Origin of the sequence: Arthrobacter sp. SPG23 (assembly GCF_000876655.1) — a bacterium.
Taxonomy (GTDB): domain Bacteria; phylum Actinomycetota; class Actinomycetes; order Actinomycetales; family Micrococcaceae; genus Arthrobacter.
Map to the genome: position 1 here is coordinate 241,000 of NZ_JYCN01000015.1, position 25,248 is coordinate 266,247.

General features: G+C 58.4%; 20 protein-coding genes and 1 pseudogene. 19 read left to right on the top strand and 2 right to left on the bottom strand.

Features of this window, described 5'->3' with window-relative positions; all coding sequences use genetic code 11:
* Positions 1-26: 26 nt before the first annotated feature.
* Both TV39_RS08855 and TV39_RS08860 read left to right on the top strand, forming a co-directional pair.
* Positions 27-539, top strand: coding sequence for a single-stranded DNA-binding protein (locus tag TV39_RS08855; protein ID WP_052500532.1), 513 nt, complete (start codon positions 27-29; stop codon positions 537-539).
* 315 nt (positions 540-854) lie between these two features.
* Entirely contained in the window at positions 855-1,193 is a 339-nt protein-coding gene (locus TV39_RS08860) for a hypothetical protein (RefSeq protein WP_043480671.1), read from the top strand.
* A gap of 91 nt (positions 1,194-1,284) precedes the next feature.
* On the opposite strand, the gene TV39_RS08865 is transcribed toward TV39_RS08860, so the two are convergent.
* Complete coding sequence (locus TV39_RS08865; protein WP_043480672.1) at positions 1,285-1,716, bottom strand: SHOCT domain-containing protein; 432 nt, start codon at positions 1,714-1,716, stop codon at positions 1,285-1,287.
* A gap of 345 nt (positions 1,717-2,061) precedes the next feature.
* On the opposite strand from TV39_RS08865, the gene TV39_RS22235 reads away from it, so the two are divergent.
* From TV39_RS22235 to TV39_RS22045, 16 genes and pseudogenes are all read left to right on the top strand, one after another.
* Positions 2,062-2,412 carry a hypothetical protein gene (locus TV39_RS22235; RefSeq protein WP_160292487.1) on the top strand — a complete coding sequence of 117 codons (351 nt, stop codon included), beginning with the start codon at positions 2,062-2,064 and terminating at the stop codon, positions 2,410-2,412.
* 1,351 nt (positions 2,413-3,763) lie between these two features.
* Positions 3,764-3,919 carry a hypothetical protein gene (locus tag TV39_RS22240; RefSeq protein WP_160292488.1) on the top strand — a complete coding sequence of 52 codons (156 nt, stop codon included), beginning with the start codon at positions 3,764-3,766 and terminating at the stop codon, positions 3,917-3,919.
* A 2,033-nt stretch (positions 3,920-5,952) separates the two neighbouring features.
* Complete coding sequence (locus tag TV39_RS22840; RefSeq protein ID WP_200890981.1) at positions 5,953-6,231, top strand: helix-turn-helix domain-containing protein; 279 nt, start codon at positions 5,953-5,955, stop codon at positions 6,229-6,231.
* Between the two features lie 760 nt (positions 6,232-6,991).
* Positions 6,992-7,441 (top strand): hypothetical protein, encoded by a 450-nt coding sequence (locus TV39_RS08885; RefSeq protein ID WP_235347315.1) that lies wholly within the window; start codon positions 6,992-6,994, stop codon positions 7,439-7,441.
* 563 nt (positions 7,442-8,004) lie between these two features.
* Positions 8,005-8,802, top strand: coding sequence for a hypothetical protein (locus tag TV39_RS21365; RefSeq protein ID WP_144406364.1), 798 nt, complete (start codon positions 8,005-8,007; stop codon positions 8,800-8,802).
* A gap of 88 nt (positions 8,803-8,890) precedes the next feature.
* Complete coding sequence (locus TV39_RS08900) at positions 8,891-9,886, top strand: PASTA domain-containing protein (RefSeq protein WP_043480677.1); 996 nt, start codon at positions 8,891-8,893, stop codon at positions 9,884-9,886.
* 113 nt (positions 9,887-9,999) lie between these two features.
* Positions 10,000-11,013 (top strand): hypothetical protein, encoded by a 1,014-nt coding sequence (locus TV39_RS22375; protein ID WP_052500534.1) that lies wholly within the window; start codon positions 10,000-10,002, stop codon positions 11,011-11,013.
* 354 nt (positions 11,014-11,367) lie between these two features.
* On the top strand, positions 11,368-13,914 hold the full coding sequence (locus tag TV39_RS08910) for a DEAD/DEAH box helicase (protein WP_200890982.1): 2,547 nt from the start codon (positions 11,368-11,370) through the stop codon (positions 13,912-13,914).
* 34 nt (positions 13,915-13,948) lie between these two features.
* Complete coding sequence (locus TV39_RS22380; protein WP_052500535.1) at positions 13,949-14,722, top strand: DUF6414 family protein; 774 nt, start codon at positions 13,949-13,951, stop codon at positions 14,720-14,722.
* Positions 14,712-15,860 carry an AAA family ATPase gene (locus TV39_RS08920; protein WP_043480678.1) on the top strand — a complete coding sequence of 383 codons (1,149 nt, stop codon included), beginning with the start codon at positions 14,712-14,714 and terminating at the stop codon, positions 15,858-15,860. Before TV39_RS22380 ends, TV39_RS08920 begins: the two co-directional genes overlap by 11 nt.
* A gap of 111 nt (positions 15,861-15,971) precedes the next feature.
* On the top strand, positions 15,972-16,778 hold the full coding sequence (locus tag TV39_RS08925) for a zinc finger domain-containing protein (RefSeq protein ID WP_043480679.1): 807 nt from the start codon (positions 15,972-15,974) through the stop codon (positions 16,776-16,778).
* Between the two features lie 72 nt (positions 16,779-16,850).
* A complete protein-coding gene (locus TV39_RS08930; protein ID WP_144406365.1) occupies positions 16,851-17,384 on the top strand; it encodes a hypothetical protein in 534 nt (177 codons plus the stop codon).
* 577 nt (positions 17,385-17,961) lie between these two features.
* Positions 17,962-18,264 (top strand): annotated as a pseudogene (locus tag TV39_RS22845) (site-specific integrase); the annotation flags it as partial.
* 249 nt (positions 18,265-18,513) lie between these two features.
* A complete protein-coding gene (locus tag TV39_RS22540; protein ID WP_235347316.1) occupies positions 18,514-19,305 on the top strand; it encodes a hypothetical protein in 792 nt (263 codons plus the stop codon).
* A 65-nt stretch (positions 19,306-19,370) separates the two neighbouring features.
* Positions 19,371-20,999, top strand: a complete 1,629-nt coding sequence (locus TV39_RS22040) for a hypothetical protein (protein WP_235347317.1) — start codon at positions 19,371-19,373, stop codon at positions 20,997-20,999.
* Positions 21,000-21,237: 238 nt separating this feature from the next.
* Positions 21,238-23,133, top strand: a complete 1,896-nt coding sequence (locus TV39_RS22045; protein ID WP_144406367.1) for a hypothetical protein — start codon at positions 21,238-21,240, stop codon at positions 23,131-23,133.
* Between the two features lie 631 nt (positions 23,134-23,764).
* Here the strand turns inward: TV39_RS22045 and TV39_RS22050 are convergent.
* Positions 23,765-24,355, bottom strand: coding sequence for a hypothetical protein (locus TV39_RS22050; protein WP_144406368.1), 591 nt, complete (start codon positions 24,353-24,355; stop codon positions 23,765-23,767).
* A gap of 702 nt (positions 24,356-25,057) precedes the next feature.
* On the opposite strand from TV39_RS22050, the gene TV39_RS22245 reads away from it, so the two are divergent.
* Positions 25,058-25,216, top strand: a complete 159-nt coding sequence (locus tag TV39_RS22245; RefSeq protein WP_160292490.1) for a hypothetical protein — start codon at positions 25,058-25,060, stop codon at positions 25,214-25,216.
* The last annotated feature ends 32 nt before the right edge of the window (positions 25,217-25,248 follow it).

The following is a 25,248-nucleotide window of genomic DNA, read 5'->3' on the forward strand; positions in this document are numbered from 1 at the left end:
CGCCGGCTTTGGAAAGGACAAGAACCATGGGCACCAAAATCCCGATCAGCATCGCCGGCAACCTGGTTGCCGATCCCGAACTCAGCGTAGGCGAAAGCGGAGTGGCTCACGCTAAGCTCAGGGTCGCCGTCAACCAGAGAATCCAAGGCGCGGACGGCGCTTGGCAGGACGGAGAACCTGTCTTCCACAATGTCTCTGCATTCCGTGCGCTGGCCGAGAACTCGGCGAGTTCACTGCGAAAGGGCGACCCGGTAACGGTGGCGGGCGAGTTGGAATTCCGCGCATACGAGAAGGACGGCGAACGCCGCGAAGCCCGACGCATTGTCGCCGACACCATAGGCCCGGATCTCCGTTTCGGGACCGCAGTGTACCAGCGCATGTCTCATGCGCAGGTTGCGGCGCCAGAGGCTGACATGCGTGCTGGCCTCGAATCGCCCGTTGCAGCAGAGGCTGCTACGCCGGCGTATAACGTCAGTTCGAAGAGCCCGGTGGTGGTGCCCCCTTTCGGGGCCACGGCGGGGAATGAGATGAGTTTCTGAGAGCTGCAGGGCAGTCCGCATGACGGGCTTGAGGCACTTAAAGCGGGTTGGTGAGCAACCAACCCGCTTTACCGTGATGGCAGGCGCCGGAGTACTGGTGGTCACCGACGTCACCCCGGCTGCGAAGGGATGCTTGCCGTGGCGTTCTCCAATCAGTACGGGACGGAGCGCACCCGCCTCGTCCGCCCCAACCGTAGTTTTCTGATCGCCTGGCAAGGGAATCCTGCTTGCCGAAGTTACTTCCCGACCCCCTCGGGGCGGGTGCGCGGCGCCCCTTAGAGTGGTGGGGAGAACTCACACCGATCTGGGGGAACCATGGCTATCGACTGGACCAGGCTGCTTCTGCAAGCCTCAAAGCGCGGGCTGAAGGCCCTCTACTCAGAGAGGGGTGGCCACGACCGTCCCAGCGGGCCCATGGTGAAGCAGATCAAAGGGGATTTCCGCAACGTCGCCGATCATCACCACCGCCAGCACCAAGGCGACTGGCTGACCGTGGTGGACATCGAGACGAGGGTCGGAACGCGGTACCTCTGCCGCTGTCCCGGCGGTTACGGTGTCTATGTGGACGCCGAGAACGTCACGAAGACCCGGCATGTCCCGGAGCCCCCGGACGGCTTCCGAGTGAACAAGGCCAGCTGCGAAAAAGGGCTGTAGGTCCGGGCCGAGTCTCAATCGTCGGTGTGGCCAACCGGCGTGTCAGGATGTTGCCGGCCGGGTGCCCATGCGTCCTTCAGTCTTCTCGCGCCTAGGAACGCCGCAACAGGTCTTGCTTCTTCCATTCGAACTCTTCGGGTGTGACTATGCCTTTGTCGCGCAGGCGGGCCAGTTCCTCGATTTGGCTGGCTGCCGTCGGCATCGGATGAGCTGCGGGAGTGGCAGCTCGGGAAGCCTGCGTTGACCGGAGTATCGCCATGATGATGGCACTGGCGAGGATCAGGAGGACACCGATGAGGATCAGGGCCCAAACCCACACGGTCGCGGAGGCGATGCTTTCCTTGCAGTCGGCGGCGTACGTGGTCCGTCCAAACCCGCTGTCCTGGGCGATAGCATCCATGTACTCGGCGACGCTGTTCTCCTTGAATGGTGCGCCACAGTTGTCCCCTGCATTCGTGAACCCGTTCGTGATTCCCAAGAAGATCAGCAGGACACCGGCGCCTATGCCGAAGAGCCATCCCACGCCGGCGGGCTTAGGTTTGCGTGGGGCTGCAGCCGCATTCGTCTCGAATGGCGCACGGGGTCCGGGGTGCCCTGGTTGCAACGGGGAAATGGTTGCCTGGATGTCCCGGGTCAAAGAGAAACGATCCGTCTCAGGCCCCCAGACGGTCCCGTCGAAATAGGCGACTGTTGTCGGTTCCTGGGTGTCTGCGTACCAACCCTGTTGCATTTGTGCCCCCCAATAATTCGAGCGGGGGAGTGCCGGAAGAAGTGTGACTGGCAGGACCCGCTTGTTTGCAACAGGGTACATGGACGATGCTGCAGCAGAGGCTTAGCTTCAGCGCAGTTTTGGATCAAGATTTACACGGTGATTGAGACGCCACCTGCGCAGGTGATCCGGGACCTCCACGGTGCCCGGATCCAGTTCGGGCCTGGCGCGCAGGTATCGGCGCGGATGGCGGAACGCCTGACCGGACCAGGCGGTGTCAGCGGCCACCTCAACAACAATGGGCTCGACGAGCGCGAGGTGGATCGGCTCCTTGTCCTTGGTGAACCGGTCCATCTCTTCCGGCCACGGATGATCCTGGCGGGGATGTGTAGTTGCGCCGCGAGTGTCTTCGCCGCCGACTTCCTAAGGGGAGAGGTGGATCCGACGATCCAGAGCCGCCCGAACATCGGCAGACCGGCGACGATGGAGGAGGGGAGTCCCGCCGACTAATGACGGCAGCGCAGACAACGTCCAGGGAGCTTCTATGCCTTCACCGTCAGCCACTGCCTGCACCATCGCAGGTGGGTCACGAGGCAGTCGCTTCACCGCGGCTCCGTAAGATGGCAGCTGAAAGACTAAATGGCGAAACCCATGCCCTAGACCATGCGTAGAACAGGCCCCCGCTGCTGAGAAACCCCATATGCGGGATAAACGGCGTTCTGGATTGCCGGTTTGGTTATGGAAAACCCGCGTATCCCCGGAAGCCGGGATCGGGCCCCTCACCCCCGCTTCAGGCCTCTCCTACGTGTGGTTTGTGCAGGATAGGAACCCTCATCTTCTCGGGCCGCGGCTTGTACCAATCCTGTGTGCGGCAGCCCTCGCAGAAGAGCAGCGCTGCGCGCCGCTGGCCTCCCTCCCCTTCGGTGGCCGGGCTCCGCCCTCAGCCTCACCTGTCAGGGTCCTCCGGCCGGCCTCCATCCGACGGGACTGCGTCCCGGCCCGTCAGCCTGCGGCCTACAAGCAAAGGGGCTCCGCCCCCGGGGGTGCCCCATCCAGTCCCGGCCTCGGCCTGCAGTCAGCCGGACAGGGAGCGCTGCGCGCAGGCTCGTCGTGGAACGGCCAGTGCCCAGTGACGAGATGGTCTTCGGGTGGTAGGGGCTTCGCCCCGGGAAGGCAGGGGGCAACGTCGCGTGGAACGCCAAGTCATCGGACAGTCATCGCGCTGCGCGAGCAGCGAGGAGAACCTCACCGTCATCTCGGAGTGGCGCGGACCGGTACACGATCCGCCTCCCCAACGACCAGCTCTTCGGACGGACGAAGTCCGGCTCCAGGCCGAAGGCCTTGTCCTTGAAGAAAGGTTTCTCATCAGGAGGCCCGCTGCGAAGCAGCCGGACCACGGACCGACAACGGGAAGACCAACGCACAGGAGAACAGCCCGGCGGCAGCCGGGCAAGGACCACTCCACGTGGAACGCACAGACAACGAGACGGGGACACGAGACGCCATCCTTGAGGGCCACCCCCGGGCGCGAATCGCCTACCCGCCAACCAGCAGCCCAGGCTCGACGAGAAGACAACGACCAGTGCACGCAACGGGCGGCGCAGCCGCCTAGCCTCGCAGGGAAGGCCAGTCCCATGAGAGAAAGCAGCAACCAAGGGGGAGCGGAAGGAGCGCAGCACCGGGCGCGCAGCGCCCTGGCCGACGAGGCCGACGCAAAGAGAACGGACAGTGAAGAAGGAGAACTCAAAGGGAAACGAACAGCGGGAAGGGAAAACGGGAAGGAGAACGCAACGGTTGGGGCGAGGGCGCTTGCCCGATACGAGTCGTTGGAGCCGTACGCGCTGAGCGAGTTGGCCAGGGGTTGTTCGTAGACCACGACGACTACACGCTATATTCGGTCACGAAGGTGAAGTACGCAGGCAAAGCCGGCGCGTGGGACAAGAACCGCGTCATCTACAACTCCCGCATCACCCTGTTGTCCACCCCAGCCGAGGCCCGCCGCTACATGCCGGGCTAACAGCCTGCCGCGGATTGGATCCTCGAGCGCTATCAGGTCAAGACCGACAAGCCGTCGGGGATCGTCAATGAATCGAACGACCGGTCCCGTGAGCTCCTCGCCAGGTCGACGAATGCCCCGCAAGGGTACGGCTTACGGGTACCATGCGCGACATTTACCGCCGCCAAATGCCGCCACTTGTCGCTGCGATTCACGGCGCGGTTCCTAAAAAAGGGCTTGAAGTGTCTCACGAACGATCGTCATCGTTCGGCAACCGGGGAGGGGTTATTAGCGCCACTTTTCCGCGCAGTGGTCCTCGACCCCCGATTCCGTTGGGGCGAGAGTAACGGCAGCGTGGTTTGCAGGCGGGCGCTCCCCTTCACTTCATGACAGCCAGGATCATCTCGAGGGCATCGTCAGGGCCGGCACCGGGAACGTTGCCAATCGTTGAGGCAAATGCGTGAGTGGGCGTGCAGACCCCGGCTTGGTGTACGTTCACGTTGATGCCCTTCCAAGCGGACCAGCCTGGCCGTGAGGCGAAAGAGTCCACTGACGCCATTCCCGGCGGGACTTGGAGGTTCGCGCCACAGTTTGCCGTCATACCTGGGGAAGCCTGGGCGTTAAAGACGGCGATGTCCACCACAGTTAGCAAAGCCAGAGGTGCCGCGCCCGAGGCGTCTACAGTGTAGCTGCAGCCGGTCGCTCCAGGTGCGGCCTGTGCGTCGTTGTTGTGGTGAAATGTAGGCAGCCCGGAAAACTTTGTCAGGTACCTTTCCCCTACAGCGCAAAGGTCCGCGACGGGAACTCCGGATGCCGCCGATGAGGCAGCCGGCGCCGCCGTCGGTTTGCTGAGTTGTGCCGACGGCGTTGATGACGGACTTGCACCGGAAGCTATTGCGCTGAACGGTGCCGCTTGTGGCTGCGGGGTTGAACATCCGGAAACGGATGAGAGGATGGCCGCGATGACGCAGAGTCTGGCAAGCGAATGGTTCATGATGTCCCATTGTGTTCTGTGTAAAAAGGCCCTGTACGGCCTGCATCTGTACATACCGTGTCCGCAGCCGAAGTCGCCCGGCCGCGCAGAAGAGTGCCTAGGAGATCTAACGGCCGGGACTCTCGACAGATGCGCAGGGTCACGACGAACAACTGATGCAGCTTTGGCTACGGACGAACCCATGACTCAGTTGACGCTGCTGAATGCCGCATCTTCGTCTATGTTCCCCACAGTGTTATGCATGATGTCGCTACGCCTATTGWCGAAGAATGCAATCTGCCGGTAGATCACATGCACGAACCCGATGCGGTCCTCCTGGCCTCGGAGCGCGCGATTGGTGTGAATTGTTAGCGCGGAGAGTCGTACAGCAGAACCACGGCATCCACTTAGTTCTCCCAAGGTGCTGCAGGAACTCTTCGAGCTAGGACACGCCCGGGAGCGCAAGGCGAGCGTACAGTCCTTTCAAGCAATTTTGGCTTCGTGACTTTCGATATTGATGCTGCGCAGCCGCATCAGCCCAGAATATGTGGGCTCATGTAGTGGGGGTCTTCGGCTTTCCACCCTCGAGCTCATTGGACTGTCTTACGGGAAGGTGCTGAAGGAAACTATGTGGAGTCCTAGGGGCCCATTCGTCCCCCCGACGCTGCGTGTTATGTAGTGGTGAAATTCTTTTAGCTTCCGTGCTCGGTGTGGGCGAGTCTCGACTTGGAGGTGTCAGAAGGACCATTGGGTGGCAGCTGGAGTTCGAGAAAGCGAATAGATAACCCTCGCTCATCGGTAACTCGAATGTCCTGGTCGTTGTCGTGCCACAGAGGGGCAAATGCTAGGAACTGCTGGAGGTCGTTGACGCTAACGCTTTCGCTTAGATCGAGTACGACTGACATTGTCATAGAACGTCCTTCCATAGGTGCAACTCAAGTGATAGTGATCTCAATTGTGCTCCATGTTGCACTAGTACGACAGACAAGCTTGTTGTTTGCTTGTGACATGGAACGTGCCCACGAGACCTACCGAGACTTCCCCAGCTCGAACCCAGCACTGGCTTGACCGCCGCAGGCAGGTGGGAGCCAGAATTCGCGAGCTGCGCCTGGCACAAAACCTGAGTCAGGAAGCGCTCGGACTAGAGGCCGGTGTCGATCGGACGATGATTATTGGTATCGAATGGGGCAAGCGAACGATTGCCTACGAGCGGCTTTGGGATATCGCGGATGTTCTTGGCGTACATATTTCGGAGCTTTTCGAGACTCCCTCTGACAACGCAAGTGTCAGTCCCACCCGTCGCGGTAGTGCTGAGAGTAGCGCGCGCCTTCGCAAGTCGGCTCCACCGTCCGCAACGTAGTGAGGGTCACGCCGTGGGCGGCCCGGCTTCTTGCTCTACGCGGCGAACCAGCTGCAGCCGATGTTCAGCACCGTACACCAGAGCGTTAACGGACCAACCGAATTGAGCCATCGATACTGCGCCGTGTGGTCAGGCCGTCTCCAGATTTCGCGGGTCAAACCAGATGCCAACCTTGGAGTATTCGGGTGGTGTTCTTGCCTTGACCCTGGTTACCCACGCCTTCGAGGGTGAAGGCAGGGCAGTGGCCACCCAATCTTGTTCGAGCTTCTTCGGGTTGGTCCACGCGGGTCTGTCAATGAGCAGGTGCTCGCATTCGATACCTACTGCGACTGCAAGTAAGGTGTCCCATTCTATGGATCCTGTACTGCCTGGGGGCTGCAGAAAGTCCTCGTATCTGCACCCAGGAAGGCTTCGAAAATGAGATATCGCCATTGCCAAAATGCGAAGGGCGAAGTCTTGATCGCCGCGTTTGAGTTCCTCGCCGATCTCCGTGGCAGCAACTCGGGCGGTTAAGCCCCTGTGCCCAGACTTCATGAAGTCATGCTAATGCAGCTTGGCCAAGGCGTAGTCGACCCACGACCGAACAACGTTCTAGCCCGAAGCTATGACTGTGTGCACTCTTGATTCGTAATAAGGCTCGAATTTGTCGGCTGAGTTGGTGAACATTGCTAAACCGAAACAAATGCCCGGTATACCCGATGACACGCCATGACGACATATGATTCTCCATGCATCATCCGCTTTTCTATTGGGGGAATCCTTGAAGAAGTTCACCGTCTCTCTGGCTCTCGCTGCCATTCTGGCCCTGACCGCTTGCGGCGGGGCTGCCAACACCACGGCAAATGCTGGCAGCTCCAACTCGCCTCAGGAGGCTCCGAAGGCTCCTGACCTGGCCGGCGCCTGGAAGCAGGGCAACCCAACCAGCGATAAGTCGTTCCAGCAAGCCACCATCACAGCCGACAAGATGACCATCGAGTGGGTTTCCGACGGTGGCAATACGACGTCGATTTATTGGGTTGGATCTTTTACGGGGCCGACCAGCGCCAGCGAGCCCTACACTTGGACGTCACAGCGTGATGTTGAGGCCACCAAGTCGGCACTCCTTGCGTCTAGTGACGCGACTAAGGAGTTCAGATATGAGGGCGGCCTCATTAGCTACAAGGTGAGTGCACTTGGAACCACCACGACCGTGAATCTCAAGAAGAATTGATGCTGGCAGACATATCGTTCTGAAGCCTGTAATACGGGCGCCCCGCATTACCGTGGATACTTCTGCGGCCACCGCCGAAAGCGCTTTGGAAGAAGGGACGCGCGGATCGCCCAATCCGGCACCGCTTGGCTGCATCGGTGCTCCGAGAGCTGCCCTTGGTCCAACGCATGGAGCGGTGGTCGGAGGCGTGCGATACCCTCCAAAAGATCTTTCAACCCCCCCCAGTGGCAAGATAACCTTTTCAAATTGCTGCCGCCACCGGGGATGGGCCAATCTATTAAGCCGCCGTCGACTCGCACCCGATGGTGGCATTACTGCACAAATGGGGACAGATGAAATACCCAATTGCGGCTGCCGTGGCAGCTGTTCTACTTGCCGCGCTAACCGCCTGCGGCCCCGCGGCAACACCAGCCGCGAATACGTCGGCAACTGCCACGACCAAACCCACACCTACGGCGGCGCCCACGCCGTCACCCACACGGACCTCTACAAAGATCCCGGACGTATCCGGCCTGGCAGCGTCCCAAGCCAGCATCAAGCTCACCGACCTGGGCTTCCGAACCATGTATGTCGATAAGGACGGAAAGCCTTGGGGCAGGGCGTACCCCAGCAAGGACGTTGTGATCCTGGGAACAAACCCGGCGGCGAACTCATACAGCGGCGACGAAGTGGTCAAGCTGATTACGAGCGTGACTGAGGAAGAGCAAAAGGCTGGGGTCACGAGGTCCGCCGAGCAGGCCAAGCTCGCCAACAGGTACACCTACACCTGCGGCATCAGTATCAGTGCGACATCCAAGAGCACTGACTTCAAGTCTTACAAGGACGTGTGGAAGAGCAAGTTCTACGAGAGCTCGGACCGCTGCCTGCTCTACATCGACGGGGAAGTGGCATCCGACCATCCTTTGCTGTCCAAGGACGAGGAGGCCATCGTGGACATCGTCGCCAACAACGGCGGGGATGCAAGCCTGCGGGGCTACGCATTTGCAGACGTTTTCGCGCTCTGCGCACAGAACAAGCCCGGCTACGCCGACGAGCTACCCGCGAAGCCCCAGTGGAAGAAAGCCGAAGCCAAAGCCGCCCTAGCCCTTTGCCCCGACGCTCCACATGCCGCAGTCCTGCAGGAAGTAGTCGACTCGGTGAAGATCAGCGATGGCAACAAAATTGTTGGTAAGGATATGGATCCCGGCACCTGGAAAACAAAACCCGCGGTCAAGGACTGCTACTGGTCTCGCAATACCGGTGGAGGGGACATCATCGCCAACGACTTCGTGGGCTTCGCCCCGGATGGGGTGGCCGTGACTGTTCACGCCGGAGAAGGCTTCGAGTCTGAGCGCTGCGGCGTCTGGACCAAGATAGGGTGACCACATCCGCCTGGGCCCCGTCAAAGGCTCAGGCGACCTGGGGGCCGCAATGGCTGCGGGCCCCAGCAAAAGCAGAAAGTTGGGGGACATGAAAGCACGCATCCCTGCCGCGCTGGCGGCAATTCTCATCCTGAGCCTCACGGCCTGCGGAACCAGCAACCCATCCGCATCAGCTGAAACACCGTCAGCGTCCGCCTCGCCCAGCGCCAAGCCTCCCAAGGTTGTCCCTGACCTCGCTGGGAAGCCCTACCCGGAGGCGAGTAAGGCTTTGACGGGCATGGGTTTCCGGACGACGATCCCTGTCGGCCCTGACGGGAAAAAGTGGGTGACGCTCAATCCCGGGAACGACGTCCTCGCGGTCTCTTCGGATCCTGGCGCTGGGGTTTCCACGTCGGAGGAGTCGGTTCGCATCACCGTGAACAGGAACGAAGAGGATCAGCGCGCCAAGAACATTCTGGCCAATGAGGAGACGATGCTGAAGTCTCGGTACACGTACCAGTGCCCGGCCTACGACTCCAAAGCCCCCACGCTGCGTTCCTACCAGGAAGTGTGGGCGAGCAAGTACTACACCGGATCCACCACATGCTCGGTAGCCATCGATGGGAAACACCCGAGCACCAGGCAGCCCCTCTTCGCTAAGGAACAAGCGCTCATCGACCTCATAGCTTCCAAGGGCGGGGACGTGAGCTTACCAACCGCGACCATCGGGGCGGTCATGCTCATGTGCGCGAAGATCGCCCCGGACTTCGCTGACGAGTTCGTCGCCCGCATGGACTGGCGGCGCGCGGAGATCGAAGGTGCCCTCTCGGTGTGCCCGGACGCCCCGCATGCCGGTGTCCTGAGGGAGGCGCTGACGGCTGTGAAGGTCTTCGACGGCACCAAGGTTGTCGGCAAGGACATGGAGCCTGGCACGTACAAAACAAAGCCCGGCATCAAAGACTGCTACTGGGCCCGAACCAATGGCGGGGGTGGCATCATCGCCAACGACTTCGTCAGCTTCGCCCCGGACGGCGCCACCGTCACCGTGTACCCCGGGGAGGGCTTCCAGTCCGAACGCTGCGACGTTTGGACGAAGATCGGGTAGCTGCCTCACACCCGACTGCCCGCGGCCCGGCCGCTAGGGTTGTGCCATCACCAACGAACCTGCCCTGCCCGGGCCTGAAATCATCACCGCACCTGAACAGAAAACTGGGGGACATGAAGCTCCGAATCCCTGCCCTTGCGGCAATCCTGGCCATCGCACTCACCGGATGCGGGGGAGGTGAAAAGCAGTCATCAACACCGACCAAGACGGCTACTGCATCAGCATCCGCAAAGCAGCGGGCCATCGTCCCTGACCTTGTCGGCAAAACGGCCCTGCAGGCCAAGTCCCACCTCAATCAGCTCAGCTACTACCCCCGCTTCATCGGCCCTGACGGGAAGAGCTGGTCCGGCGCGACGGAGATCGACGACACGGTTCTGATCGTCTCCACCCAACCGGCGGCAGGCGGCTTCTCCGGAAACGACGTAGTGGACGTCAAGGTCAACACCAACGAGGCGGAGTTCCTGGCGGGCGCCAAGGAGCGCGCCGCGGCCAAGGAAACCGCGGACGCGGAAGCGAACATCGCCACGCGCTACAAGTACAGCTGCGGCGGGTACCCCAGCCATGAATACAAGAACTACAAGGAAGTCTGGGGAGGCGGCCAATACAAAGACGGAGGAGCGGCCTGCACCGTGAGGGTCGTTGGCGCCATTACATCGAAATCCGATCTGCTGCCCACCGAACAGAAACTTGTGGACGTTGTGACCTCCAAAGGCGGAGAGGTCAAGGACCCCGGGGACACGATCACGAGGATCATGGGTCTCTGCGCGAAAGTCGACAACACGTGGGGTGCCACGTACATGGATAAACCCACAACGCCGGTATCGAGGGCGGAAGCGGCCGCGGCTCTCACAGTATGCCCTGACGCCCCGCACGCCGCGGACCTGCAAAGCACCGTCAACTCACCGAGGATCGTAGACGGGGCCTTCGTTGTGGGCCAGACCATGGAACCCGGCACCTGGAAGACCAAGCCCGGCGTCAAGCTCTGCTACTGGTCCCGGAACACGGGCGGCGGAGCCATCATCGCAAACGACATCATTGACTTCGCCCCAGACGGTGTGACCGTCACTGTCTACCCGGGAGAAGGGTTCAAGTCCAGCAGCTGTGGTACTTGGTCGAGGGTTGGCTAAACACCCCTTGGTACTCACTAGGAGTGGGCAGCAAAGGACTCCGACCTCGGATGAAGTGCCTATCAGCCGCCTCACGACGAAGTTCTGCCGTGTCGGTGTGACATGAGTATTGAGTTTTAGGATGTTTTAGGGTCTTTAGGATTTGGAATGTGAGTCAGCTTCTTGTCAGTTTGGTCTTCCAGGCGGCCTCGTTTTCTACAGCCTGACGCGTCCACGCAAACTAGCCGTGCCGTGCCTGCTGAGTCCCAAGTGCGCTTTGAAAATGCATTGCCTTTTGGCACTAAGTTAAGCTCATGAAAATGGGGGTAGGCCGCTTCGACTTGACTTTTCTATTGGCTTCGTGCATGAGCACGAATGATCGTGAAAGCGGTACAGATGGTGATCCGTTGGGACGAAATCAACCCTAACAAGGGCGCTAAACTCACTCGGCCGAGGGAGATTTATGCTTCGCTACAGGGACGAAAATGGGCTCGCCTGCGTCCGGAGCAAAATGAAGTTCTAGAAGAGTGGTACCGGCGGCGGCAGGAGTCCGACCTCGTGCTCAAGCAGAATACTGGTGGCGGCAAGACGCTCACGGGACTTCTTATAGCACAGTCAAGCTTGCATGAGGGTGTCGGGCCTGCGGTTTTCCTCGTACCCGACAGTTTCCTCATTCAACAGGTGGTCGATGAGGCGCATGAAGCGCAAATTCCCGTGACCGTCGACGTGGATGCGGAGGACTTCCGGTCATCTCGTTCGATTCTCATAACCACCTTTCATAAGTTGTTGAACGGCCGAAGTGCCTTTGGCGTGCGAGGCGTCAAAAGGGTGCGTCCACTCGGAACAGTCGTCGTGGATGACGCACATGCAGCTTTAGCGGCCACGAACGGTCTTTTTGCTGCCGTAATCCCATCCTCAGTACCCGCCTTCACCAAGCTCCTTAAGTTGTTTGCATCGGAGCTTCGCCAGCAAAGCCCCAAGGCTTTTTCTGAGATCGAAGCAGGGGAGCATGGCGCACCCATCCGTGTTCCCCCTAAAGCTGTGGCGGACAGAGCCGATGAAGTTATGAGCATAGTCAGGCCGTATGCGAGCGATGACAGCATCAAGTCTTTGTACTTCTCGTGGCCATTTGTTGCGGACTCATTGAAGCTTGCAACCATCACTTTCACTTCCGGTGGTGTCGAGATCAAAACTCCTTGTCCTGAGGTTGCAATGATTCCTGCCTTTCGGCAGGCCAAACGCCGCATATACCTCACGGCCACGCTTGAGGACGAAGGGGTGCTGGTAACGGAGCTTGACGCAGATCCGGATGCCGTCAGGAAACCCATCACACCAAATCAGGCATCTGACTTGGGTGATCGACTAATCCTGGCTCCGCTTTCCATCAACCCGAGGCTTGACAGTAGCGCAATAACCAAACTGGCACGCGATTTCGCTGACGGGGATCGTGACGGAGACGGACGGCCCGAGTCCGTCCCCGTCAACGTCGTGGTTCTTGTCCCTGGAGACTACGCCGCTGAGCGCTGGCGCTTGGTAGCCGATGCAACGCTCCATGTGGGTGACATGAGGCCCGTGATTGAGCGCATGAAGAACGGTGAGCACATTGGCCTGGTTGTTCTCGTGAATAAGTACGACGGAGTTGATCTTCCCGGAGACGCTTGCCGTTTATTGATAATCGATGGAATTCCCACCCCTTTGACGCCGCATGAGCAGCGAGCGTCGGCAGCCCTCACGGGATCGGCATCGTTCAAAGCTCGCGAAGTACAACGTATAGAGCAGGGAATGGGGCGGGGAATTAGAGATGTCAGCGATTATTGTGCTGTTCTTGTCCTTACCAGTGACGCCGCCCTGACTCTTCTGGATGCCCAGTCGCGTCAGTTTTACTCCCCGGCAACCCGAGCCCAGATAGAACTCAGTCTTCAGATCGCGGAACAGATTGAAGGTGAAGGAGCCAGCGTGATCGCCGAGCTGCTTGACACATTCCTGGAGCGCGCGACTCAATGGGTGAGTAAGAGCTTGGAAGCAACTGCCGACGTCACCTACGACAACTGGGGCACGGTTACGACCCTGGCCGAGGGGCGCCGCAAAGCCTTCAACCTTGCTATGGCTGGTGATGCTGACAGCGCCGTTCAGGTCCTACGGAAAGCAATTGACTCGGTCACTGACCCGTTGGTCAAAGGTTGGTACCTTGAAGAACTAGCCACTTACGAGCATTTAGTGAACCCTATGTCCGCGCAAAAAACGCAGGCCGCGGCGAGAAAACTTAATTCGGCAGTACTAAAACCTGCCGTATCTCCACCACGGAAAAAACTTTCAGGGCACATGGCTCAGGGTAGAGCGGCGGCAGAGTACCTGGGAAATCTGTACCACGACGCCCGCAACATGGAACTTGCAGTGGCGTCTCTGTTTGACAACATTGCGTGGGGGGTCGAGCAGGGTGCTGACCTTGCTGAGGAGCAGATGCGACTCCTGGGGCTTCACCTCGGATTCGGTTCGATCCGTCCTGAGAAGGAAAACCGAGACGGTGGACCGGACAACTTGTGGGCTCTCGCTCCAAACAATTACGCAGTTATTGAGCTGAAAACAGACGTGTCGCGTAGCAATCCGTTGATCATCAAGAGTGAAGCTGCGCAGCTTGTTCACTCTGTGGTTTGGTTCGGTAAACAGTACCCGGATTCGGGACAGCCAACACCTGTTCTAGTGCACCCGTCAGACACCTTGGACTTTGAGGCAAAGGTCCCTCTGGGGACTCGAGTGATCACTAAAACCAACCTTCTGGACTTGAGGGTAGATGTTGAGGCATTCATAAGTGAACTGGCCTCTGCAGCCTCATGGGCTGACGCTACAGCGGTCGCGAGCCAGTTGGAGCGCAACCAACTGACCGCAGCCCACGTAATCCACCGGCACAGCAGCAAACTTTGACGGCAATGAACACGGCGCGAGCGAAGGGGACCTTATGAAAAACAAGCGGAACGAGCAGCTAGTGAAGTCCGTGATCAAGGTCGTCTACTTCGACGAAGATTCTGCCTCGGACTACCTTGACGTCTCATCGGGCGGAAAGATTGTCGCAACTGCTGAGGACGTCACAGAGCGGGCAAACAAGCTTAGGGCAACGATGGAAGGAAAGCTGCTCGCAAAGCTAAGCTGGCTTCCGTTTATCGGGGTGTCCGCAGAAGCTGGGCTTGGCACTGAAAGCTCAATTGCAGGGCAGAGCATCCTGCGTAAGACATTGTCGAACACCATTCTTACCGATTACCTGGGACAGGCGGATGAAGAACAAATCATTCGTCTGCACGGATTCCGCGTGACTGCTCCTAAGGAATCTATGGCTTACATGAAGATGTACACCCCCTACATGATCATTGCAAAAACGGAGCAGCATGGGGTTGACCTCGCCCGCATGGACGAGGCCCTTACAAGCGCCAAGGGCTACTACGAGATGCTGGCTGAGAACCGTGCAAGTGGGGAGAAATGCATTCTCCGCTTCAACATACGCGCCTTTCGAAATAGCTACGGACTGGCAGATTTGGGGCGCATGGACCTCACCTACCACGGGATACTTGTGGGGAAAGCAAGTGAAGACGGGCTGAACTTCAATACTGAACTTATTCAGGAAGCTACTACTGAACCCCTGTCAGCCGCAGACGTCCTCGATGGCGTCCAAGACGGCGACGGGGGCCTGCTGGACGTATATGACGTTCTCTTCGCAGGTGTGGAACATGTCAGCTGACACCACTGTTTCGATCTTCTACGGCCCACTGTCCTGGTTCAAACAAGAACTCGGCGATTTGGAGCACGAAAGCCTCCTCGAGCTTGTCCATGAGCTTGACGAGGAGCGTCGCCAATTTCGACTCGTTGGGCACGGGCAACAGGAGCCCCTCGAGTCTTCTCGCCAGAGGCCCGCATTGGTGGTCGCGGAATCTAATGACTACGCCAGCTTCAACGAACATTTCATCACCAACTTCGCCGGCCAGATTCGTTCCATTGATCCTGAGGAGCTCTGGCTGCACAATCCGCCTGCGATAGTGCAAGCTCAGGTACAGCGCCTGTTTGGGGTAAACGTAGAACGCTACGACTATCCAGCTGTGACGGTGGAGACTCTTGTCAAGATCAATGAGGGGTTCGCCGCGCATCTGGTCGGCCAGAACGCGGTGAAAGAATCCCTCCTCGCTGCGCTATATCCGCTCACGGCCTCGGGACGAACCAGACCCGTGGTGCTTATGTTTTTTGGCCCTTCAGGCGTTGGGAAAACAGAGACTGCACAATTTGTCAACAGTCTTCTGGGTGGGGAGCTGATGCGAAAGCAGTTCTCCATGTTTCACAGCGACAAGTTTGCTTCGTACCTGTTCGGTGGGCACCACTCGGAGGGCTCCTTTGCGAGAGATCTCTTGGACCGGGACTCAGGCGTCATCTTGATTGACGAGTTCGATAAGGCTAACCCCATCTTTCACAGCGCCTTCTACCAGTTGTTTGATGGCGGCTTATTCGAGGACAAGAATTATCACGTCGAGGTCGGTCCAGAGGTCATCATATGTACCTCAAATTATGAGTCGGAGGATCAGATTCGCGAGGCGCTTGGTGATGCGTTGTTCTCGCGTTTCGATGCCCTGATTCGCTTCAGACAGCTCAGTCGCCCGGAGACGGTCCGAATCATTGACATCATTCTGGACCGGCGTCTCAACGATCTGACGGAAAAGGAGCTTGAACTGCTGGATCAGGACGGCCTAAGGGAAAAGTTGCACGGCATGGCATCCAATGTGAAGAACGTCCGCAAGCTCGCCAAGTTTGTTGACGAGGTCCTCTCACTGCAGCTTGTTCGAGCTCTAATCACTCGGCCGTCTAACACAGAGCTTTCCGCTTCGGAATGATTGTTTTACGACTCTTGCACGGCCGCCGGCGCACCTCTCAAGCTGAAGGGCCGCTGCGTCGCGCGGGGAGCCGGGACAGGGCTCCCTGCGGCCCCCCGATAGGCTTTCCGCATGAACAACCCGGCCGAGGCAGAACCACGCCCCCTCGACATTTACGACACCACCAACGACGGGTTCGCCCCGGCACCCCTCAGGGAAGCCGCGGAAGCCCTGCAGGCCGCCGTCGACGCCCTCGGCAAAGCCCAGGACGCCCTGATCGGCTGCGCGACACCGTTGAACCTCACCAAGATCGTCGATGACATCAAAGCCTTCACACCAATGCTCGATACCCACCAGGAGCACATGAGCAAGGCAGTCGAGTACATCGAGCGGGACTTCCCGCTGCCCCGAAACTTCGAGGACGGCGAAATGCCGTGGTTCGAGCGGCACCAAAGCCCGGTACTGACTCCCAAGCAGGTCGTATTCCTGGCCGAAACCGCCCATGAAGTCATGCCCAGCGAACTCGTCACCTACCGGGCCGTGATCAACGCCGCCGACGAAGTGCCGGTACCCACCGTGATTGCCAGGGCGCAGCGGAAACGCAGGAACGACGAAGCCAGGGAGAACGAGGCGCAGCTGGTCGACAAGATCCTGCAAGACATCGAGTCCAGACCCTGCCCGTACTGCCGAGTGGAGGCGGGGGAGTACTGCCGGACCGGAACAGGCCGCATCGGAGGTCCCCACGCAGGCCGCCGCGACCTCTCACCGTATGCCACAGAGTACCCCCGGGAAGCCAAGCAGGCCAAACGCGAAGACGACTCCTGGAAGACGCAGCAGGCGCCATCCCAGGAAGCAAGCCAGCGTGCCCAGGAAGACAAAGAAATCCTGGCGGACGTCATTACAGAACTCGCTGAAGGGTTCAGACCGAAGTACGACTGAGGGACACGGAAATCACCTGTCCTAGAACATCGCATGACGCCACATCAAATGGCGAGAATAAGGGGGAATTACATGCAAGCAGCAGAGGAATCCACAATGTCCGGGGGATCGCCAACCGCCGAGCTGGAGGTGCCGTGGTGGAGGCGTAAGTCCTGGTGGAAACTCGCGGGGAAGGTATTGGGAAAGTATGCCGTCGGTACCGCCGTTGCCGTTGGTTTGGCAATGCTTGCAAGGTGGCTAATCGTCCCCGTCGCGCCAGCGGCCGACGCCGAGGCGAAGCCGTCAGATACCTATCCGTCGCTTGTCACCGCAATGGGGGCGATCCTGCTGCTGGTTTCGATAGCTTGGGAGAGGGCAGATGCTGTGACGGGGCGTGGCAGCCTCCGTCCCGCGGACGTGAAGTTCTTCCGAATACTGCTGGTTACGTCCGGGTTTGTCGCCACTATGGCAGGAGTCCTCGCGGACGAGACCCTTCGGAACAACGGCGGTATTTATCTGGTCGTGGTCGGCGTTCTGGTAATGCTGATTTTGATCGGCGTGGGCTTGTTCGGAACCTCCGCCAGTGCTTCTCACCGGAAGCTGGATGAGGGGGCGAAGGAGGACTGACTGCATAGTCCCTGACGCGCCGTCGAGATCACACTCTCGGGTGCCTGTTACTACTCGGCGGTAAGGGAGAATGTAGCGGGCGTTGTGTCGCTGACACGGCGCCCGCTTTATAATTCACTACACGCACGCTTCCCCAAGTGGTGTTACGTGTCTGATGATGGCGTGAATCTATGGCACGCGCATAATCCGGACCGACAAGAGCCGCAGACGCTCCGGGCAGGGAGTAAAAAAGCTGGAGTCACGGCGGGACCCTGAAGGCCAGTAAGTGTGTCACGCAAAGCCAGGATTCAAGCCGCGATAACCTATCTCTGTCACCACACCTTCCGCGATAAGAGGCACTTGCCTCTAAACGTCAAGAAGGTAACTCATGCATAGTCCAGATCCATCGGATGCTCCTGTTGGGAGCTCCAAGCAATTCACAGCCCGCACCACTGTCGGTGACTCGGAGCAAGATAGGCCCACTTGGGTTCTTGCCACCACCGGTGGGCCACCTCGGGTAGATCCTGATTTCCATCCTCTCGCTAAGGCATGGCGAGATATCGATGCAAGGGAGAGCCACGCAGGCATAACAGCGGGCATGCCCATTCTCTTGTCGACGAGATTCGTCGACTATAGGTTAGGGGACTACTTCAGAACCGCGTTTTCTTCTGACCGCCATTCGACAGCTGTGACCTACGCAAGAGAGTTGAGCATACTGCTGACCTTTCTTGATACACGCGAAATCCGCTGGGATGAAGTGACTCCCTCCGATATAAGAGCGTTCCAGGTCTGGCGTGTGTACGACGCTAGAAACCCAGCCACTGTTTCTCCGGCTACGTGGAACAAGGGATGGGCTGCGCTTCGTCACTTCTATCGTTATGCCGAAAGAAATGGTTGGGTCGCACAGAATCCCGTGGGTGACCAGCTACGCCTTCATGATGCCAACCGCGTGGGTGGGCACAGAGAAAAGAATGCAAGGACTTCGCGGGACCGTTGGATAACTCCTCGTGACTATCAGTTTTGGCGGGACGTGGGCTTGCGAGGGTATCGGGCTGGGCTGAGCGATTCGGGAGTCTTCTCAGTTGGACAGCCGGATGACGCCGCGAGGTCAAGGAACACGTCGAGGAACGCGGGATTTACTGACTTCGTCATGATGACAGGGCTCCGTCTAAAGGAAGCCGGTTCTCTGCTCATTCCCGAGCTTCCCACCTCTGTCGGACAAGAAGTGCCGATCATCGGCAAGGGAGGTTTTCGGCGTCACTACAGAGTGATGAACGAAAGAGCGCTAATTAGCCTCCGGCAGTACATGGACGGGGAGCGGCGAGACATTGTAAGTCGCGCCCAGCGAGCACGGCGGTTCGACGAAGTGCGGGGGCGTCTGGACGTTGTGGAACTGGTTCCAGGTCGATTTCAGCAGAAGGCAAGACTCGTAAACGGACGTTTGCTTCCACTCGATAGACTCTCGATTCTTGAACGGCAGAAGCTGTTTCTTGTGGTTGGAGGCGAAGTCGAGCCGGCTTGGTTGTGGCTCACTGAGCATGGTAAGCCTCTGCAGCCCGCTTCCTGGGACAAAGTTTTTGATGCAGCGAATGAGCGGGTCACCGGATGCCGGGCTGCCCTTGGCTCTTCGTCGCCTACAGTTTTGGTCACCCCACACTCCCTGCGCTTTTCGTTTGCCCTATACGTGCTACTTGCTGGAGTACAAGCGATTGACGAGCGTCTGGGCAGTGATGCTTCAACGCCTTTCTTGGCGAGGATGTATTCGCAAGCCTTCGATGAGGTGCGAGACCTGCTAGGTCACTCCACTGTTGAAATTACTAAAAATATCTACCTGGAACCTGTCAAGGGACTAAGGCGTTCTACAATGCTCCGCGGCTCCAGTTTTGATGAGTTTTGGACAAATTTGGCCGTGGAGAATCCTAGGATTGGATTTGGTTCATGAATGGGCGAAAGGCATATCAGCCTTCTGTCGGCTTGCCAATCGAGGTCGTTCCCATTCGAGAACACGTGAGCACGGTGGTCCTGTCCCTCGAAGATGCACCTCATTACGAGCTTGACCTAACGCGGCTGCGGTTGTCTCAAGGCATGGCCTACGAACTGGCCATGGGCTTCTTGGCATGGACGACCAGCTTCAACGGTGGTCGTCGTCGTGCCTCGGTTGAGGCAATGAAACGAGCAGTCTCGGCATTCGCCCGATGGCTAAACAGCCAAGAAGAGGAGAGCTTCGCTTCACTTGGCGAAGTAACCCCATTTCATTTACGCAAATATCAAGAGTTCCTGCGCGTGACACTGTCTCCGGCTACTTCAGACGGGTATTTCAGAGATCTACGAACTCTTTTGAGGCAGTGTCCTGAGCTTCCAGAACTGACACGAGTAGAAGCACGGCGGCGTGTCGGGATCGTGCCCGCTAAAAATCCTATACAGAGGTACTCACCGCAAGAATTTTCGGCCATCCGCAACGCGGCTCGACGAGCTCTTGAAACTGCTCATGAACGAATACATTCGGCGCACTTGGAGGCCCTTGCCTACAAGAATGATCCCTCCACGGCAACAGAACGTGAGAGGGTCCTCTACGAGATTATGCGCTTCGGTGCGCCCCAAAACCGAAGTGATTACGCGCATGTTGTTGCCTGGAGAGTGGGTGCTAAAGTCACCTGGGCGACCCGGCGTCTGCTTTTTCCGGACGCTACAGAAGTAATGGCTGCCGCAGTCCTGCTGGCATGCCGCCGGGGTGTAAATCTGTCGCCGCTAAGCACTGCGGTGGTGCCTTCGTACCATGGTGCCCTCGCCCAGCTGGACTTGGACAAACCGCGCCGTGGCCCGTCTCAACGATTTTGGCCGGAGCTGGTCTCAGGCCCCATAGAACCGGACGAGGAGGACGCCGGTGACTATGCCAGAGCTGTGCTAATGGTCGCTGAGATGACGGAGCCGCTGAGAACGTGGTTCAGCAATTCCGGTGAAGAAACCAATCGGCTTTTCATGTGGTGGGGCAGCACAGGTTCGAAGCCAAAGCTGGGAATACCACTTCGTAGGGGCGGAACTACTATTCCGTGGCTTCCAGAAGGCGCGGTTATTGACTTTCGTCGGCTGAGACGCAGCGTTCCCAATGAAGGTGTATCCAAAGAGCCAACTGATCACGATCCCGATACGTATCTGCGCTACGTGCTTTCCGACCCCGTTTCGGTCAAGGCGCACCAAATTTCAGCGTCGCTTGGCATACAAGATGCGATGGACCGGGCACGCCAAGTGGTCCACAGTCGACTCCAGCTAGGAAATGATACTGGTGAAGGCAATGACGCTCTTATCGTCAACTGTGAAGACCCAAGCCGGAACCCGGAAACTGGCCTTGCATGCGATCGAGGCTATTTCACCTTTCTCGACTGCCTTGACTGTCCAAATGCTGCAACGGTTAGTCGACTGTTACCCAGACAGCTTGCGGCACTGAGCGTGCTCTCTGAACTGCGTGGCGTTCTATCAGAACTATGGGAGAAGAAATTCGCGCGGCACTACTACATGTTGCGAGCTATGACTGAACGGCACTCGGACGAAGAGCTGCGGGCGGCGATGCAAGAAAGCGAGCGATATATTCCCACGATCATGGCCGCTCTCCGGAGTGAAAGCCCGACCATTGGTTGAAGGTTCACAGGCCACGCGCGGCGACGATTACGGGGACGGGCCTGCTCTCCGACTTCCCTCTGCCGCAACGCCTTCTATAGGTGCCCACCGAATCCACCAGCAAAGCGAGGTTGTTAGCTTCAGCGCAGATGTCTGGCCGTTGGACGCTCTAACTGATGATTCGTCTAAATCCCGTGTGAGGTTGCGCTTCGATTAATGGACGCCTGGGTTCCGGCTATTCGCAAAGCATGTGGCCTACGTGTTGATCAACCACGGCAACCCTCCGAGTTTACTCGATCTTGCATCGGGCAATCACGTGCGCTGGCCGAGCGGAGGCACAATCCACAAGATTCTCCATGGCCTTAAAACGCAGATTGACTGGCTGGTTGGCAAATGGTCTGATGCCCATCCGGAGGTTCCTGTGCGAAACATTGGAGATCTGGACTCAGGGCACCTAGATGACTGCAGACGTCACATCGAACAAAGCGACTATGCTGCAACCACAAAATTTAACAAGCTGGAACAGCTCGTGCGTATGTGGCACTTGAACCCGTGGTTGCCTGAGGATCAGCAATGGCCAGAACCGATTTGGCGGGAGGAAAAGTGGAAACCTCAGAGGAAAGCCATTGAAAACTCGACTAAGAGACTGACTCAGGATGCGATGGGTCCTCTGCTTGAGTGGTCAATAGCCTTCGTTACGCGATTTGCCGACGACATTTTCGCAGCTCATGATCGCTTTCAGGAGCGAGAAGGTCGGATTGCCAAGGCCGGAAATGCTCGGCGACTGGCGCAAGAAATCCTGCAGGATCACGTAAATCGAGGGCTTCCCGTCCCTGCCCAATCCTCCACAAGTCGTAGGGGAGACCCTGACAGAGTAAGTTGGGGAGCACTCGCATATCAACATTTGATTCACGAGAATACGTTCAGTGCTGTATTCGGTCAGATGCCTGTGAGGCCTGTGCTTTCTTCCGACCCCGCCCTGACAGCGATCGACTGCGACATCACCGCTCACTTTCACCAGCAACCGTGGATTCCCTACATTCAAGCGGAAGATCTAAGACCGAGAACCTTCCACAATCACCTGCTGCCGGGACGTCTATTAGGGCACCTCAGAACAGCCTGCATGATCGTCGCCGCATACCTGACAGGAGCTCGTTCCGAGGAAGTGAGGGCCTGGGAGTTCGGTGCTGCGCCGGATCCATTAGAGGAGCCGGGTGGATCTTGCGTCCACCTGATCAAAGGGAAAGTATCTAAGGGTTACAGCGCAAGTGAGGACGGGGCTCCGCGCCAAGGAAGGGAAGCTGTCTGGGCGACTGTCCCAGTAGCCACAGAGGCCATAAGAGTGGCTGAACGAATCGCAGAGGTTTCTGGAACCCCTGCTGGTTTGCTGTTCACAGACACTGGGCGAATGATTGCAAGTGGAACGTCTACGACTTGGATAACAGATTTCATCACATTCGTGAACGAAAGACTGGTGCCCCACACCGCGAGTCCTCAGGCCTTCCTAATCCCTTCCGATCCGGAAGGCACCGTTACACTGGGCAGGTTTCGCAGAACGCTCGCTTGGTTCATAAGGAATCGACCAAACGGTGAAGCAACAGCCGCGATCCAATACCAGCACCTCTCAGTGGTGATCTCTGGCGGCTACGCCGGTACTAAAGAATCTGGCATGCAAGATCTGCTGTTGGAGGAGGACTGGCTCCATAGGAAGCAGACGATAGCCCATCTTCAGGACATTTTGGCTGAAGGTAGAACGCTGAACGGCCCTGCGGCCGAAAGAGCCGTAGCGGCAGTGCAAAGGGTGCCAAGGCAGTTGACTCCTGGTGACGAACGGCGGTTACGAAGGGACAAGACACTTCTCATTTACGAGAACCCTGGAGCGGTTGCCTTATGTGTCTTCGATGAGACCCGAGCCCTCTGCCACAAGCTAAAGCAAAGTGACCGCGACGACAGGCCCGACTTGCTGGGGTGCGTCGATGGCTGCCACAACTGCGCTCGGACCCCTGAACACAACCGGATATTGCTTGCTGATGCTGAGAACTTTCAGCGTCAGGCAAAACTATCGCCCCTACCGCTGGCTCAAGCCTTCATCGCTCGAGCGGAGCGCAACTTACGAGTTGCTGGCGATAACGAATCAAGTTCTCAGTCGATTTGACGTGAAGATAGGGCAACAATCATGAAAGCTACGGTTCCCAGCAACAAAGACATTGATTCCGAAAATGTTCCAGCTCGGAAGGCCGTCCTGTCAGCCATGCAAAGGATGCTCTCCGGGCAGCCGAAAAGGGTCGTTGCTGGCGCTATGACTGTGACTGACCTAGCCAAAGAAGCGGATGTCCCGCGCCAAGCGCTTTATAGAATGCCGGATCTCAAGCAACGGTTCGAGTTCCTTCGCGACAAATCTCAGCAGCCAACGGCTAACGAGGCAAAGGCTCAGACTCGAATAGCGAAGCTCACAGACGAGGTCCAGCGCTTGCAGAGTCTCCAACTTCGCACTCAGAAGAGTGCCCTGCAGTGGAAAGACCTGTCGCTCCTCATGGAGCGCGTTGTCAATGTTCTGCAGGAGGAGCTCCGACTGGAACAAGTCAAGTCAGAACGGTTAGTGAACCGGCTCCGTCAAGTGGATCGGAATGGCATTCACGAAGTCGTTGTTCCGATCCGGAACAGGGCTGATCGAGGACACCTCTGAACCCTCCAAAGAACCGGTGTGTCCTGATGATGCGATGGTGTTGGCGGTTTGGCTCATGCCGCCCATGGGCAGACGGCACCACGTGCTGCTGCACGTCAATTCAGTCGATGACCACACGAATGAGGTTTAGAGCGTCGTCTTGAGTGGATCCTGCGACGTTGAGAATCGTCGAGTTATACAGATGACTGCCCGTGCACAGCTTCGCGTAATGAATGCCTTGGTTTGTGGAAACGAAAGCCGACCATCCCGGGGCCTGAATCCAGGAGTCTGTGACCTTGACGAACGGTGCGGGAATCTCTCTGGCCTCACATTGACCTTTCGAAGTAGCAGCGAGAGGACCGGTGGTCAGGCTGATCGCGCCCAGAAGTACCGCTGGCTTACTGGGGTCACCGCCACCAAATCCACAGCCACGGCTGCCCTGCTGTTCGCTACCGGGGCCACCGTCGCCAGGTATGGCCGGGAACTTGCTGAGATAGCCAGCAGCCGCAGCGCAGAATGATTGTTTCGGCGTCCCTGATGATGGCGTGGTGCCGGGCGGTTCAGCCAGACTGCTGGCCTTGGAGGTCTCTTGAGGTGCCGAGGGTGTGAAGTTTGCAAAGGCAGGTACCGACGGAGAAGACACTCGCGCATCAGGGTTGGACTGGGCGGCGGAGCACCCTGAAGCGGCAAGTGTTACTGCAGTGAAGATCATGACGCCGGTGTATCGTCTGTGCATTCGTCCCCCAATAAGCCATGACGCGGATGGCTCACAGTAACACCGGTGAATCGGCAAGGGCGCTAAAGGTGGCTGGGTCAACTCTCATGCCTCCAAAAAGTCCCTATAGGAATCCTCGGATAGGGATTTCAGTGAAACTGCTGGGACATGGGTTGGTTCACGAATCAGGCCATCTCAGTGACCAAATTGGCATTCTCATCAAATCGGGTTTGTGGCTGTTTGTTCGGCCAGCCGTTGGCGGTAGGTCGTGGCGAGGCGTCGTTTCGGATGAGGCCTCGTTCGAGGCGGGATAGGGGCTTGAGGGCCAATGCTCGGGAAAGTCACGCTGAGCCGGTGGGGGCCAGATGGGCACACGAGGATCGCTGTGCATCACCTGGCGTGTACATGTCAAAGTTGCGGTTGTCTCCCTTTGCGATACGCCACGCGGTGAAGGCCAGCGCCATGGTTGGATCACCCGGCCATACCGCAGGAGCAATATCATCGCCACGCTGACCGCACGCCGCACGACGGCAGCCGATTCGATCCACGCCTCACTCGTCCCGTCGGCGTGCCCCGACGACGAGCTGGCCACCCACTCCCTGCGACCGCTACTGGGACCGGCTCTGGGCACCCGGCTCCCAGGCAACCTGGTCCGACCGGCCGCTGCTGGCACAGCGCAAAGGCGCCAGGCCTTCCTTGGTGAACTCCCGGTTCCTGATGGATGAGGACGAGGCGATGCGGCTTCTCACCGTCAACCAGGGCCGCCGCGAACGCCTGGCCGCGTGGGGTGTCATCGATTCCTGGCGCATCGTCTCTGCCGAGCAGCTGGCCGCCATGACCGGTCCCGGCCCTATCTGAACACGGCATCGTCCAACCTGGCCGACTCCATT

What these genes read in the sequence shown, in the direction of transcription:
- TV39_RS08910 (WP_200890982.1), top strand. Translation starts at nt 11,368, where the DNA reads ATGATCGTGAAAGCGGTACAGATGGTGATCCGTTGGGACGAAATCAAC.
- TV39_RS08925 (WP_043480679.1), top strand. Translation starts at nt 15,972, where the DNA reads ATGAACAACCCGGCCGAGGCAGAACCACGCCCCCTCGACATTTACGAC.
- TV39_RS08855 (WP_052500532.1), top strand. Translation starts at nt 27, where the DNA reads ATGGGCACCAAAATCCCGATCAGCATCGCCGGCAACCTGGTTGCCGAT.
- TV39_RS08930 (WP_144406365.1), top strand. Translation starts at nt 16,851, where the DNA reads ATGCAAGCAGCAGAGGAATCCACAATGTCCGGGGGATCGCCAACCGCC.
- TV39_RS21365 (WP_144406364.1), top strand. Translation starts at nt 8,005, where the DNA reads ATGTATGTCGATAAGGACGGAAAGCCTTGGGGCAGGGCGTACCCCAGC.
- TV39_RS08860 (WP_043480671.1), top strand. Translation starts at nt 855, where the DNA reads ATGGCTATCGACTGGACCAGGCTGCTTCTGCAAGCCTCAAAGCGCGGG.
- TV39_RS22375 (WP_052500534.1), top strand. Translation starts at nt 10,000, where the DNA reads ATGAAGCTCCGAATCCCTGCCCTTGCGGCAATCCTGGCCATCGCACTC.
- TV39_RS22050 (WP_144406368.1), bottom strand. Translation starts at nt 24,355, where the DNA reads ATGATCTTCACTGCAGTAACACTTGCCGCTTCAGGGTGCTCCGCCGCC.
- TV39_RS08900 (WP_043480677.1), top strand. Translation starts at nt 8,891, where the DNA reads ATGAAAGCACGCATCCCTGCCGCGCTGGCGGCAATTCTCATCCTGAGC.
- TV39_RS22380 (WP_052500535.1), top strand. Translation starts at nt 13,949, where the DNA reads ATGAAAAACAAGCGGAACGAGCAGCTAGTGAAGTCCGTGATCAAGGTC.
- TV39_RS08920 (WP_043480678.1), top strand. Translation starts at nt 14,712, where the DNA reads ATGTCAGCTGACACCACTGTTTCGATCTTCTACGGCCCACTGTCCTGG.
- TV39_RS22540 (WP_235347316.1), top strand. Translation starts at nt 18,514, where the DNA reads ATGATGACAGGGCTCCGTCTAAAGGAAGCCGGTTCTCTGCTCATTCCC.